This is a genomic window from uncultured Sphingomonas sp., assembly GCF_913062585.1.
Lineage (GTDB): Bacteria > Pseudomonadota > Alphaproteobacteria > Sphingomonadales > Sphingomonadaceae > Sphingomonas.
Genome location: NZ_CAJXWX010000028.1, coordinates 1 through 12,976, shown reverse-complemented (window position 1 = coordinate 12,976; position 12,976 = coordinate 1). Strand labels below are relative to the sequence as shown.

The window sequence follows — 12,976 nt, the reverse complement described above, 5'->3', positions numbered from 1 at the left end:
CGCACAAGCCCTAGCCGGATCGTGCGACGCAACATAGTCCTAGACGGATGGGATGCGATTAGGGTGTCCTTAAAAGCGACAGGTTACGAATCGCCCGATGACGCAGCCCCCGATCCTCCCGCCCGTCCTGTTCGTGTTCGGCACAAGACCGGAGGCGATCAAAATGTTCCCGGTCGTCAACGCCTTGACGCGCGCGGGCGTCGTCCCGGTGCGGACCTGCGTGACGGGTCAGCACCGCGGGATGCTGGACCAGGTGCTGCGGATCGCGGGGCTGACGCCCGATCATGATCTGGACCTGATGGAGCCGGGCCAGTCGCTCGACCGGCTGACCGCGCGGCTGCTGACCGGGCTGGGCGCGGTGATCGACGCCGAGCGGCCCGCGATGGTCGTCGTGCAAGGCGACACCGCCACCGCCATGGCAGGGGCGCTGGCGACCTATTATCGCAAGGTGCCGGTGGCGCATGTCGAGGCGGGGCTGCGCTCGGGAGACATCTATCAGCCCTGGCCCGAAGAGGTGAACCGGCGGATGATCGCGCCGATCGCCGCGCTGCACTTCGCCCCCACCGACACCGCCGCCCAGGCGCTGAAGGCCGAGGGGGTCGACCCTGCCCGCATCCATGTGACGGGCAATAGCGTGATCGACGCGCTGCACTGGACCAAGGCCCGGATCGCGGCCGACCCCGCGCTGGCCGGGGACCTGGACGCCGTGCTCGCGCGAATGGCGGGCAAGCGCATCGTTTTGGTGACGACCCATCGGCGCGAGAATTTCGGCGAAGGCATGGCCGCGATCGCCCGGGCGTTGCGCCGGATCGCCGAGCGGCCGGGCATTGGCATCCTGTTCCCCATGCACCCCAATCCCCAGGTCGCCAGCGTCATGGAGACGGTGCTGGGCGACCACCCGGCCATCGCGCGGATCGAACCGCTCGACTATCCGCATTTCGTCCGCGCGCTCGACGCCGCGCATATCGTACTGACGGACTCGGGCGGCGTGCAGGAAGAGGCGCCCGCGCTCGGCAAGCCGGTGCTCGTCATGCGCGAGACGACCGAGCGGCCCGAAGGCGTCGCGGCCGGCACCGCCCGGCTGGTCGGCACCGATGAGGAGCGGATCGTCGGCGAAGTGTTCGCGCTGCTCGACGAGCCCGCCCGCTATGCCGCCATGGCACAGGCGCACAACCCCTATGGCAACGGCGACACGGCCGACCGGATCAGCAGGATCATGACCCATGCCCTTGGACTCTGAACTCTCGGTCACGGTGATGGGACTGGGCTATATCGGCCTGCCCACCGCCGCCGTCATCGCCCGCACCGGCGCCATGGTGACGGGGGTCGACGTGACCCCTTCGGTGGTCGAGACGATCAATTCGGGCCGCGTCCATATCGAAGAGGTCGATCTGGACGGCCTGGTTTCCGGCGTGGTCGCGCGCGGCAGCCTGAAGGCCTCGCTGAACGTCGCGCCCGCAGACGTCTTCGTCATCGCGGTGCCCACACCCTTTACCGACGACCGACAGCCCGACATCACCTATGTCCTCGACGCCGCGCGAGCGATCGCGCCGGCCCTGAAGACCGGCGACACGGTCATCCTCGAATCGACCTCTCCCGTGGGGACGACCGAGCGGGTGCGCGACCTGATCGCGGGCGAGCGCCCCGACCTGAAGATGCCGGGCGCCACGCGCACGGGCGAGCAGGCCGATATCGCCATCGCCTATTGCCCGGAGCGTGTGTTGCCGGGGCGCATCCTGGTCGAGCTGATCGACAATGACCGCGTCATCGGCGGCATCACCCCGCGATGTGCCCGCAAGGCACTGGCCTTTTACCGGCGTTTCGTGCGCGGCGCCTGCGTCACCACGACCGCGCGTGCGGCAGAGATGACCAAGCTGACCGAAAACGCCTTTCGCGACGTCAATATCGCCTTCGCCAACGAACTCAGCCTGGTGGCCGACACGCTGGGCGTCGATGTGTGGGAAGTCATCCGGCTGGCCAATCGCCATCCGCGCGTCAACATCCTGTCGCCCGGCCCCGGCGTCGGCGGCCATTGTATCGCGGTCGACCCCTGGTTCCTGGTCGCCGCCGACCCCGCCAACACGCCGCTGATCCGCACCGCGCGCGAGGTGAATGACGGCAAGACCGACCATGTCATCGCGCGCGCCGCCGCGATGATCGAGGCGCAGCCAGACGGCAGCCCGGTCGCGTGCCTGGGCCTGGCGTTCAAGGCGAATATCGACGATTTCCGCGAAAGCCCGGCCCTGAAGGTCGCCGCCGCGCTGGCCGCACGGTTTGGCGACCGCATCCGCATCGTCGAGCCCTACGCGACCAGCCTGCCCCGCCCCTTTGACGGGACCGGCGCGCAGTTGATCGACATCGACACCGCACTGGAAACTTGCGGCGCGATGGTCGTTCTGGTCGATCACGATCTCTTCCGTTCCGTGCCGATCGACGAACGGCGCGGCAAGGCGGTTCTGGACACGCGGGGTCTTTGGCCGGACCAGGGCTGACCACCGCTTCACGTTGCGTGCGGGATTGGCGAGGACTAAGGACAACGGCCTGTTGCGGACATCAGACCATTCATGCTTGCCAAGTTACTGAATCTCCGAAAGCGTCAGCCCGAATTCGTCCCCCTCATGACCGCCGGTCGGCGTGTCTATGCGGTGGGCGATATTCATGGTCGGCTCGACCTGCTGGACCGGATCCTGACCCAGATCGACGCGGATCACGCCGCGCGCGGTTCGGCCGAGCGCCATATCGTCTTTCTGGGGGATCTGGTCGATCGCGGCCCCGATTCGGCGGGTGTGGTGGAACGGATCAGCGCGTTGTGCGCCTCGGACCCGCACGTCCATTGCCTGATGGGCAATCACGAGGAGATCCTGCTTCGGTCCATCGAGGGCGATGACAAGGCGCTGCGCCTGTTCTGCCGGATCGGCGGGCGCGAGACGCTGATGAGCTATGGCGTGACCGCCCAGGACTATGAGCGGCTCGATTATGCCGAGGTCGCGGAGCGGCTGGCCGCCCTGGTGCCGCCCTCGCACCAGCAGTTCCTGGCGAAGCTGGACGAGATTCTGGTGATGGGCGACTATGTCTTCGTCCATGCGGGTGTCCGGCCGGGCATCGCCATCGCCGACCAGAAGCCCGCCGAAACCCGCTGGATTCGCGACCCGTTCCTGGATCACCGCGCCCCGCTGGAGAAGATGGTCGTCCACGGCCATACGGTCGCCGAAGAGGTAGAAATCCTGCCGCATCGCATCGGAATCGACACTGGGGCCTATCAGAGCGACCGCCTGAGCGCCTTGATGCTTGAGCATGGCGAGCGCCACGTTTTTTCCACCTGAAGCCTTTTTACCGGGGCGAAACGTTTTTCGGGGCATTGCCGTGCGGCAGCAAAGCACAGTATAGCCGCAGAGCGGCGAAGTAATGTTGCATTGCCGCACCAGTGTGGGAGCATAACTGCCCCATACTCGTTGGTAGGGTTGCCATGTTGCGGTCTCCGTGCCATGGGTCCACTGACAAATTTAAGGGAGTTCGACATGCGTCTTGGGAAGTTTCTCGTCGCCGCTGCCGCCGTTTCGATGACCGTCGCTCCGGCGATGGCTGCGAATCCGGCCGCCAGCCTTTCGGTTGCCAAGTCGGTCCGCGCTTCGGCTCCGGCCGCTAAGAAGAACGGCCTGGCCGGCGGTGGCATCCTCGTTGCGGTTCTCGCAGCGGCTGCCGTTGTTGCGGGCATCGTGGTCGTCGCCGATTCGGACGACTCGGCCGCCAGCAACTAAGTTGCTTCAGCTTTAGGGCTGAAAAGGAATAGCGGCCTTCGGGCCGCTATTTTTTTGCGTGTTCGAAATGGGTTATCAGGCCAAGGCGGACGGAAACGGAAAGCCTTTCCCCACGCGAGGCAAACCCGCCTTGACCGGATCATGGATCGGCCATTCTTACATGCGGATCATCGCCGATAACGGATTAGGCGCGATGTAAGGGCTTTGATATACCCATCATCGAGAGCCACGCTACGTCCTCTATTTGAAATGCGCCCCACCCAGGGAAGCCCACGGTCCAAGCACACATCGCTGACCGCCCCTCTTCCCTCGCTGAGCTCAAGATGCCCTGAGCAATGCTCAGGCGGGAGCCAGCGCCTTGCCGGGAGCACCAGAGCCTCCGCCTGGGTCGTGCTGCAGCGCGCAATCTCGGCGGTGCTGAAGATCGCTTGTAGATAGGGGCCGCTGGCACCCTACGTCGGCCAAACTACTCCAGCGCGAATATGACGTGCGAGCTTTGCCAACGCCTCATCATCGGCACGCTCATAGTCATGCGATGAGATATACCCCTCATATCGCTCGAAATACTTGGAGACGTTCGATTTGCGCGGGGCCCACGCGGACGCCTTGGTTCCGTGCATCGGAAAGAGTTTGGCGTGCAGGTGATCCACGCCAAAGCCTTCGAACATCATCCCTGTCCGGCCGACATCCGCCAGTCGGCGATCAAGCAGCTTGGCCACCTGCCCGCTCGCCAGAACCAGGTCGGAGATCACCTCGGGCGGCTGGTCGAAGAGATAGCTCGTATAATGCGCCTTCGGGATCACGACCGAAAACCCTTCGGTGTTCGGAAAGATGGACAGGAAAGCGAGATGTCGCTCATCCTCCCAGATCACATGGGACGGCGCCTGCCCCGCGACGATCCTGCAGAAAATACATCAGATGCCGTCATGAAATCCTGTCCCCAAGCCGATGGATGCCCGCCCCGAAGCCCTTCCTGCCAAAGAGAAATGGGCCAGACGGTCAACAGCTAGCATGTTTGAGAGACTTGTCTCACGAATGAGACAGGATAGGATTTCGCCGCAAAGGCCATCTCGGACCCAACAAAAATCGCCGGAACCCATGGGGCTCCGGCGATCCTGTTCCGATCAGAAGTCTGATCAGGCCGCGTCGATCAGCGGGGCGACGGCGCGCCGGGAACGCCGCCAGGAACCCCACCGGGCATCCCGCCCATCATCGACTGCTGCGCCTGCATCTGCCGCAGGACCGACTCGGGGATGAAGTCGATCATCTCGACATCGAACACCAGGGTCGAGTTGGCCGGGATCGGGCCATTGGCGCGATCGCCATAGCCCAGCTTCGACGGCAGCCAGAAGCGGTACTTCGCACCCTTGGGCATCAGCTTCAGCGCCTCGGCAAAGCCGGGCACGACGCTGGACACCTGCATCGGGGTCGGCTGCTTCGACGCTTCGAACACGCTGCCGTCGATCAGGCGACCGGTATAATTGACCAGCGCCACATCGGTCGCGGTCGGATGCGGGCCACCCTGACCGGGCTCGATCACCTTATACTGAAGGCCCGAGGCAGTTGTCGTAACGCCTGCCCCACGCGCTTCGCGCAGCAGAGCGGCATCACCCTGACGCGCCAGCAGCGCGGCGACGACGATCGCGGCCGCCACCGCCACCCATATCCAGACCAGATAGGAACGCCGGACGGGACGAAGGGGAACAGCGGTTACGGACATGCCTGCTTCTCGCTTTGTGCTTGGGCGTTCAGCGGGTCGCCCGGAATGACGACCCTGAAGGCGCCGGCCGATTCGCTATGCACGCATCGGCCGCCGGTCCGATCAGGGCGTCGTTCCGGCCATCGCGGCCATGGAACGACGATCCCCGATCGCTCGGTCTATTACCGGGCGCCGTCGCGCTCGGCGCGCTTGCGCTCCAGCTTGCGCGCACGACGCACCGCCGCCGCACGCTCGCGAGCGCGCTTTTCCGACGGCTTTTCATAGTGGCGACGGAGCTTCATTTCGCGATACACGCCTTCCCGCTGCAGCTTCTTCTTGAGCGCGCGAAGGGCCTGATCCACATTGTTGTCGCGAACGATGATCTGCATAAAAACGAATTGCTCCGGCAAAACAGGATAAAGCGGCCGCAGAACAACTGTGGCCGCATCGTCGGGCGCTCCTAGCAGCGCGGCCGGTCGATGACAACCCGTTGGATCGCAAATCGCACCACCTCTTCAGAAGACGGCGCGAGGAACGGGACAGCCTAACCCAATGACCCAACCCAATGACCCAACCCAATGACAATGTCATGTGATGGCCATGCCATGGAGAGGTGGCCCGACCTAGAAGCCACCCGTCCGGCTAACTCCCGTATGCCGGACACCCTGACACGTTCCCGTCTCTTGACCAGGCGCAGGAACGAAACGGCGCGGTGCCTCCCCTGTCATCGCGTCAGCCCCGGTCCGACTTCCACCGGACCGGGGCCCTCAAGCGGGGCGCGAAACGCGCCTTGGCGTGCTTCCCAACAGACTCTAAGGCAAGCGGCATGACCGCGACCGCTTCCACCCCCCGCATCCCGCTGACCCTGTACAATAGCCTGACCCGCGCGGCGGAGGCGTTCCAGCCGATCGACCCGGCCAATGTCCGCGTCTATTCCTGCGGGCCGACCGTCTATAACTACGCGCATATCGGCAATCTGCGGGCCTATGTCTTCACCGACACGCTATCGCGCGTGCTGCGGTGGAAGGGCTGGCCGCTCACCCATATCATCAACATCACCGATGTCGGCCATCTGACGTCCGACGCCGATGCGGGCGACGACAAGATGGAGGCCGCCGCGAAGAAGAGCGGCCAGGACATCTGGGCGATCGCCAAACATTATACCGACGCCTTCAAGCGGAACTTGAAGGATCTGGGCATCGCCGAGCCGACCCGCTTCCCGCTGGCGACCGAGCATGTGCCGGCGATGATCGCATTCGCGAAAGAGATCGAGGCGAAGCATTGCTATCGCCTGCCCGACGGCCTGTATTTCGACGTGACGACCGTGCCCGACTACGGACGCCTGGCGCGACATCAGGACGATGAGGGCGAGAGCCGGATCGACCCCGTCGCGGGCAAGCGCCACCCGGCCGACTTCGCCATCTGGCGCGCCTCGGCGCCGGGCGAGCAGCGCCAGATGGAATGGGACAGCCCCTGGGGCCCCGGCGCACCCGGCTGGCATCTGGAATGCTCGGTGATGAGCAAACAATATCTGGGCGCGCAGTTCGATATCCATACCGGTGGCATCGACCATCGCGAGATCCACCATCCCAATGAGATCGCGCAGAACCAGGCGCATGGCTGCTCGGCGGAGACCGGCGCCAATATCTGGATGCACAACAACTTCCTGGTCGACCGGACGGGCAAGATGTCCAAGTCGTCGGGCGAGTTCCTGACGCTGCAGGCGCTGATGGATCGCGGTTTCCACCCGCTGGCCTATCGCCTGATGTGCCTTCAGGCGCATTACAGGTCGGAGATGGAGTTCGGCTGGGACGGCCTTGCCGCCGCGCAGGTACGGCTGAAGCGGCTGGTCCAGACGGTCGAGGGCCTGCGTGCCCGCGCCGACGCCCCCGAAAAGGGCGACGCCAGCGCCTATCGCGAGCGGCTGGACGCCGCGCTGTCGGACGATCTGGCGACGCCCCGCGCGCTGCCGGTGCTGGACGAGATGCTGGGCGACAAGAAGCTGTCGCCGGGCGTGCGGCTCGCTGCACTGACCGATTTCGACGCGACGCTGGGGCTGCAACTGGCGACGCTGACCCGCGCCGATCTGCGTATGCGGCCCAAGGCCGCGACGCTCGACGAAGCCGAAATCGAGGCGCATCTGGCCGATCGCCGCGACGCCCGCGCCGACAAGGATTTCGCGCGGTCCGACGCGATCCGCGACACGCTGCTCGCCGCCGGGGTCGAGGTGATGGACGGCGATCCGCTGGGCTGGGACTGGAAGCCGGTACTGCCGGAGGGGTGAACGCCCCCGGCCGTCACTCCATGCTTATCGCCGCCCGCTCGGCGTTCGCATTCTGAGGCCGATGAACAGCACCGTGGGCCAGAACATGGTATTGGCGATGTCGCCCAGCGTGTCGCCCCAGCGCCACGATCCATAGTGCAGCCGGTCGAGAATCTCGTTTCCCGCCTCCGCCAGCGCGACGCAGGCGAGCGGGATCGGCGTCGCCAGCGACTTGCGCGTCAGGATGCGCGCCAGGAACAGCACCGCCATGCCCGCATGAACGTGCAGCAGGCTGTCGGCCATGCCGGTTCCGTCGCCGATCCACTGAATGAACTGGGCATAGCGTTCAGGAATATCCATGGCTTTCGGATTGCCCCGCCCCGGGTCGGTTGACAATCCCCCGGGTCGGCCGTGCATCGATTCCCGACCGAATTGGATAGGAAGATGCAAAAAGGGCCCGCCATCTCCCGGATGGCGGGCCCCTGGCATCGGCGGGGCATCAGTGCCGGATCAGAAGCTGCTCCAGTCGTCTTCATCCTGCTTGACGGCCAGATTACGGCGAACCGTCCCCGGCGCGCGTCGCGCCGGTGCCGCAGCCTGGGCGGGCGCGCGATGGATCGCCGCGACCGGTGCCAAGGGTACGGGCACCGCACCGTCGACGCGGAAGCGGTTGATCTGCTCTTCCAGCGAGCGTGTCTCGCTCGACAGGGTACGCACCGCCGCCGTGACCTCCTCGATCATGGCGGCGTTGGACTGCGTCACGCCGTCCATGTCGCTGACCGCCAGATTGACCTGCTGGATGCTGGTCGCCTGTTCGGCGGCGCTGCCCGCGATCGCGCCGACCAGCCCGGCGATCTCCTTCATGCCGGTGGCGATCAGGCGCAGCGACTCGTCGGTCTTGCCCGCCAGATCGACGCCGCTGCGCACCCGCTCGACCGTCGTGGTGATCCGCGCGCTGATGTTGCGCGCGGCCTCCGCCGAACGCTCGGCCAGCGCCCGCACTTCGGAGGCGACGACGGCAAAGCCCTTACCTGCATCGCCGGCGCGCGCCGCCTCGACGCCCGCGTTCAGCGCCAGCAAATTGGTCTGGAACGCCAGCCCGTCGATCACCGCGATGATCTCGGCGATCTCGTTGGACGAGCGCTCGATATCGCCGATCGCCGATACGGTGCGGCGGACGATGTCCTCGCTATTGGCGACATCGGCGGTCGCCTTGCGGACGATGGTTTCGGCCGACTGCGCCTTGGCAGCGGCGGCGGTGACCGACTGGGCGATCTCGCTCATCGCGGCCGAGGTTTCCTCGATGCTCGCCGCCTGCTGCTCGGCGCGGCGTGCCAGATCGTCGGCGGCCTCGTGCATCTCCACCGTGCCGCTGGCGATCCCGGCGGCATTCACCCGGACGCCGGACAGCGCCGTCGACAGCCGCGACACCGCCATGTTGAAGTCCCGCTCGATCGCCCCGTACGAGGCCGGGAAGCCCGACAGCTTGGCCGTCAGGTCCGAGTCGGCGAGCTGGCCCAGCGCCGCCCCGATATGCGCGACGACCTGATCCTGCTCGGCATCGGCCTTTTCCTTGGCGACCGCGGTGTCGCGGAAGACGACGACCGCACGCGACATGCCACCCAGTTCGTCGCCGCGATCCACATCCGGAATGGCGATATTGTTACGGCCGCGCGCCAGTTCCTCCATCACCTCGGTCAGGCGAACGATCGGCCGCCCCAGCGAGCGCGACAACAGCATCGCCATCGCGGCCGCCACGCCGACCAACATGACGCCGCCGACAATCAGGCTCCACTGGCCCATGCGCACGGCCGTCATTCGGGCCGCGCGGATGACGACCATGCGATCGCGGGTCTGCGCCCGCACATCGCGCAGCGCCTGGAGGACCGAGGTGACCCGAACCTTCGCGCTGTTGGCCCGCAACCAGTCCTGCGCCCCGTCGCGATCCGTCCGGCTCCGCGCGATCAGCGGATCGCCAATGGTCCGCCGCCAATCCTGCATGTTCTCGTGGGACTTGGCAACAAGGGCGCGGGCCTCCGGTTCGTCGGCCAGCAGAGCCGACAGCTTGGCGGCCGCATTGGTCTCGGTTTCACGCGACTCGAAATACTGCTTCAGATAGGCTTCGTCCAAGGTGATCAGAAAGCCGCGCATCTGGCTGTTTTCGCGTTGAACCCCGCCTTCCATCTCCAGCGTCAGGCTATAGACGTCCTGCGCCTTCACACTGACGGCAGTCGTCGATTCGATCCGGGAAAATGCCCACCACAGAATGCCGCTCATGACGGAAACCGAAAGGATGACGGCGGCGAACGCCAATCCGATTTTCTTGGGTATGGGCAAAGATGACAACATGGTGCTTCCCGGCAAATCGCGAGCCCTCTGCATGCGATTTTGCCAAGTGATATGGTCCCACTTACAAAAAGTTCGTTAAGCGCTTGAAATAGCGTCGCACACCATGCGCGCTTCCTATTGGAGCGCGGCCCGCGCCTGGTCGATCAACCTGGGGTGATCGGGCACCGGCGCATCCGGCGGAATCGCCGCGATCTCGGCCGCCACGGCATCGGCCCGCGCCGAGGAGGAGGGATGCGTGCGGCTGCGGAAGATGCCGCCGTCCACCTCGCCGCCATGCTCGCGCCAGAAGCGCACCGCGTCCTGGGGATCATAACCCGCATTGCGCATCAGGTGCACGCCGAGCAGATCGGCCTCGGTCTCGGTCTGGCGAAACAGCCGCCCGTTGCGCCCGAATTCGGACAACATGCCACGCTTCACCCCCGCAGCGTCCAGCCGTTCGCGGTGGTGCAGGATATTGTGCGAAAATTCATGCGCGACGACGACGGCGATCATCCGGTCGTCGAACCGCTCGAAAAAGCGCGATCCGATCTGCACGATATCGCCGTCCGCCGATGCGGTCAGGCCGGGGCCCATCAGCATCTCGAAGCGCGATCGACAGCCGGGCTGGGCGGGAACGGTCACCTCGCGCGTCTGGCCGTGACGCAGGATCGTCAGGCGCAGGGGGCGGTCGGCGGGTTCGGCGGCGATCTGGCGCTGGGCGGCGTCGCGCGTCGCGGTGCTGGCTTGGTCCGCCCCTGCCAGGTTCACGACCAGGGGCTTGCCGTCGACCGCCACGACCGTATCGTTCGCGGCGATCCCGGCCTTTGCCGCCGCACTACCCGGCACCACCGCCTCGACCGCGACCGGCCCCTCGAAACCGAAGATCGCGGGCAACTGCTGGCGCACCGCCGGATCATATTGGTCGATCGCATGGAGGGTCAGGCCGGGCGTCGGCGCCCGGTCGGCGCAGATCGGCGCATTGGCCGTCGCCAGCCGCCACGCGATCGTCCCCAGCCGCAGATCGACGTCGCGCATGGCCCCGAACAGAACCGAATCATCGTCCTTCGCCACCACGACCGGTGGCGCGGCGGGCGCGGGGGACGGCGTGGCGATCGACAGGGTCGACACCATGGCGGACAGGGCGATCAGCCCCGATGACAGGATGGAGAAACGCGACATCGCCTTCCTGCTACCCGCTTCGCCGCGTCATCGCAAAACCACCCGGCGCAATCCGCATCAGTCCGGCGCAAAGCCGTATCACGCGCAACAATAGGCGCGACTTGCCCGTCCCAAACGCCAACTTCATTGCGTATGGGCGCGATTCGGCGCATGGGCGATCCCTCAGACCATAAAGACGAAAGAGCAGGACGATCATGGCCGCGAACTGGGCCCCCGACAGCTGGACCAATGCCGAAGCGCGCCAGCTTCCCCGTTACCCCGACCAGAATGCACTGGACGCCGCGACCAAGACGCTGGCGACCTATCCGCCGCTGGTCTTTGCGGGCGAGGCGCGCAACCTGACCACCGAGCTGGCCGAGGTGGCGGCGGGCCGGGGTTTCCTGCTCCAGGGCGGCGACTGCGCCGAGAGCTTTGCCGAGCATAGCGCCAACAATATCCGCGACACGTTCCGCGTCATCCTGCAGATGGCGGTCGTCCTGACCTTCGCCTCCAAGCTGCCGGTCGTGAAGCTCGGCCGCATGGCGGGCCAGTTCGCCAAGCCGCGCTCGGCCGATACCGAGGTGATCGGCGGGGTCGAGCTGCCCAGCTATCGCGGCGACAATGTCAACGACATCGCCTTCACCGCCGAAGCACGCGTGCCCGATCCGCAGCGGATGCTGCGTTCCTACGCCCAGTCGGCGGCCACGCTGAACCTGCTGCGCGCGTTCGCGCAGGGTGGCTATGCGAATCTGCATCAGGTTCACCGCTGGACCCACGACTTCATGGGCCGCAGCCCCTGGGCGCAGAAATATAGCGAGATGGCCGACCGCATCGGCGAGGCGCTGGACTTCATGGCGGCGTGCGGCATCGACCCCGCCTCAGTCCCGCAGCTGGCGCAGACCAGCTTCTACACCAGCCACGAGGCGCTGCTGCTCCCCTATGAGCAGGCGCTGACCCGGCAGGATTCGCTTACCGGCGACTGGTACGACACCTCGGCCCATTTCCTGTGGATCGGAGACCGCACCCGCTTCGAGGGTTCGTCGCATGTCGAGTTCCTGCGCGGCATCGGCAACCCGATCGGCGTGAAGTGCGGGCCCAGCCTGGAGCCCGAGGCGTTGCTGCGGATGCTCGACACGCTGAACCCTGGCCGTGTGCCGGGGCGCATGACGCTCATCACCCGCTACGGCCATGACAAGATCGAGGCGCATCTGCCCAAGCTCGTCCGCGCCGTGACGCGCGAGGGCCATCCGGTCGTCTGGTCCTGCGACCCGATGCACGGCAACACGATCAAGGCGGCGACCGGTTACAAGACCCGCCCCTTCGACCGGATCCTGGCCGAGGTGCGCGGCTTCTTCGCCGTCCACCGCGCCGAGGGCACCCATGCCGGCGGCATCCATGCCGAGATGACCGGTCAGAACGTCACCGAATGCACCGGCGGCGCGATCGACGTGACCGAACAGTCGCTCGCCGACCGCTACCACACGCACTGCGACCCGCGCCTGAACGCTGGCCAGAGCCTGGAACTGGCCTTCCTGCTGGCCGAGATGCTGAACGAGGAAATGGCCGAGCGCCGCAAGGACGCCGCCTGATCCGATGGAAAAAGGGCGGGGACGACACCAGGTCGCCCCGCCCTTTTACTTTTATGCGACTTTCCACCGGAAGCGCTTGACGCCCCTCCCCACCCCCGCTAACAGCGCCCCTCCACCGCACACGGCCCCTTCGTCTAGCGGTCTAGGACGTCGCCCTCTCACGGCGAAAACACGGGTTCGA

At 66.0% G+C, this 12,976-nt stretch carries 12 protein-coding genes; 6 read left to right on the top strand and 6 right to left on the bottom strand.

What is annotated here, in order from left to right; all coding sequences use genetic code 11:
- Positions 1-97: 97 nt before the first annotated feature.
- The 4 genes from wecB to QZ546_RS15375 all read left to right on the top strand — a co-directional run bounded on the left by wecB (position 98) and on the right by QZ546_RS15375 (position 3,758).
- Positions 98-1,240: a non-hydrolyzing UDP-N-acetylglucosamine 2-epimerase gene (gene wecB / locus QZ546_RS15390; RefSeq protein WP_294239460.1), complete on the top strand. Its 1,143-nt coding sequence runs from the start codon at positions 98-100 to the stop codon at positions 1,238-1,240.
- On the top strand, positions 1,224-2,492 hold the full coding sequence (wecC, locus tag QZ546_RS15385; RefSeq protein ID WP_294239457.1) for a UDP-N-acetyl-D-mannosamine dehydrogenase: 1,269 nt from the start codon (positions 1,224-1,226) through the stop codon (positions 2,490-2,492). The genes wecB and wecC overlap by 17 nt, the downstream gene beginning before the upstream one ends.
- Before the next feature lie 126 nt (positions 2,493-2,618).
- Positions 2,619-3,323, top strand: coding sequence for a metallophosphoesterase family protein (locus QZ546_RS15380; protein WP_294239454.1), 705 nt, complete (start codon positions 2,619-2,621; stop codon positions 3,321-3,323).
- A 195-nt stretch (positions 3,324-3,518) separates the two neighbouring features.
- A complete protein-coding gene (locus tag QZ546_RS15375; protein ID WP_294239451.1) occupies positions 3,519-3,758 on the top strand; it encodes a hypothetical protein in 240 nt (79 codons plus the stop codon).
- 452 nt (positions 3,759-4,210) lie between these two features.
- Here QZ546_RS15375 and QZ546_RS15370 read toward each other — a convergent pair whose 3' ends face one another.
- The 3 genes from QZ546_RS15370 to rpsU all read right to left on the bottom strand — a co-directional run bounded on the left by QZ546_RS15370 (position 4,211) and on the right by rpsU (position 5,846).
- Positions 4,211-4,657, bottom strand: coding sequence for an HIT family protein (locus QZ546_RS15370; protein WP_294239555.1), 447 nt, complete (start codon positions 4,655-4,657; stop codon positions 4,211-4,213).
- A gap of 251 nt (positions 4,658-4,908) precedes the next feature.
- Positions 4,909-5,478 (bottom strand): FKBP-type peptidyl-prolyl cis-trans isomerase, encoded by a 570-nt coding sequence (locus QZ546_RS15365; RefSeq protein WP_294239449.1) that lies wholly within the window; start codon positions 5,476-5,478, stop codon positions 4,909-4,911.
- 161 nt (positions 5,479-5,639) lie between these two features.
- Positions 5,640-5,846 carry a 30S ribosomal protein S21 gene (gene rpsU / locus QZ546_RS15360; protein WP_007404630.1) on the bottom strand — a complete coding sequence of 69 codons (207 nt, stop codon included), beginning with the start codon at positions 5,844-5,846 and terminating at the stop codon, positions 5,640-5,642.
- 437 nt (positions 5,847-6,283) lie between these two features.
- Here rpsU and cysS point away from each other — a divergent pair, with 437 nt between their 5' ends.
- A complete protein-coding gene (cysS, locus tag QZ546_RS15355) occupies positions 6,284-7,741 on the top strand; it encodes a cysteine--tRNA ligase (RefSeq protein ID WP_294239447.1) in 1,458 nt (485 codons plus the stop codon).
- Between the two features lie 24 nt (positions 7,742-7,765).
- On the opposite strand, the gene QZ546_RS15350 is transcribed toward cysS, so the two are convergent.
- The 3 genes from QZ546_RS15350 to QZ546_RS15340 form a co-directional block, all read right to left on the bottom strand.
- A complete protein-coding gene (locus QZ546_RS15350) occupies positions 7,766-8,080 on the bottom strand; it encodes a hypothetical protein (protein ID WP_294239444.1) in 315 nt (104 codons plus the stop codon).
- A gap of 150 nt (positions 8,081-8,230) precedes the next feature.
- Positions 8,231-9,997: a methyl-accepting chemotaxis protein gene (locus tag QZ546_RS15345; protein ID WP_294239443.1), complete on the bottom strand. Its 1,767-nt coding sequence runs from the start codon at positions 9,995-9,997 to the stop codon at positions 8,231-8,233.
- 186 nt (positions 9,998-10,183) lie between these two features.
- The gene (locus QZ546_RS15340; protein ID WP_294239440.1) at positions 10,184-11,227 is read right to left on the bottom strand and encodes a M48 family metallopeptidase; all 1,044 of its coding nucleotides are present in this window, start codon (positions 11,225-11,227) and stop codon (positions 10,184-10,186) included.
- A gap of 194 nt (positions 11,228-11,421) precedes the next feature.
- Here QZ546_RS15340 and QZ546_RS15335 point away from each other — a divergent pair, with 194 nt between their 5' ends.
- Entirely contained in the window at positions 11,422-12,795 is a 1,374-nt protein-coding gene (locus tag QZ546_RS15335; RefSeq protein WP_294239437.1) for a class II 3-deoxy-7-phosphoheptulonate synthase, read from the top strand.
- The last annotated feature ends 181 nt before the right edge of the window (positions 12,796-12,976 follow it).

Bases quoted from the DNA above. Each gene is read 5' to 3' on its own strand.
- QZ546_RS15365 (WP_294239449.1), bottom strand. From the start codon at position 5,478: ATGTCCGTAACCGCTGTTCCCCTTCGTCCCGTCCGGCGTTCCTATCTG.
- wecB (WP_294239460.1), top strand. From the start codon at position 98: ATGACGCAGCCCCCGATCCTCCCGCCCGTCCTGTTCGTGTTCGGCACA.
- wecC (WP_294239457.1), top strand. From the start codon at position 1,224: ATGCCCTTGGACTCTGAACTCTCGGTCACGGTGATGGGACTGGGCTAT.
- QZ546_RS15335 (WP_294239437.1), top strand. From the start codon at position 11,422: ATGGCCGCGAACTGGGCCCCCGACAGCTGGACCAATGCCGAAGCGCGC.
- QZ546_RS15340 (WP_294239440.1), bottom strand. From the start codon at position 11,227: ATGTCGCGTTTCTCCATCCTGTCATCGGGGCTGATCGCCCTGTCCGCC.
- cysS (WP_294239447.1), top strand. From the start codon at position 6,284: ATGACCGCGACCGCTTCCACCCCCCGCATCCCGCTGACCCTGTACAAT.
- QZ546_RS15350 (WP_294239444.1), bottom strand. From the start codon at position 8,080: ATGGATATTCCTGAACGCTATGCCCAGTTCATTCAGTGGATCGGCGAC.
- QZ546_RS15375 (WP_294239451.1), top strand. From the start codon at position 3,519: ATGCGTCTTGGGAAGTTTCTCGTCGCCGCTGCCGCCGTTTCGATGACC.
- QZ546_RS15345 (WP_294239443.1), bottom strand. From the start codon at position 9,997: ATGAGCGGCATTCTGTGGTGGGCATTTTCCCGGATCGAATCGACGACT.
- QZ546_RS15380 (WP_294239454.1), top strand. From the start codon at position 2,619: ATGACCGCCGGTCGGCGTGTCTATGCGGTGGGCGATATTCATGGTCGG.
- rpsU (WP_007404630.1), bottom strand. From the start codon at position 5,846: ATGCAGATCATCGTTCGCGACAACAATGTGGATCAGGCCCTTCGCGCG.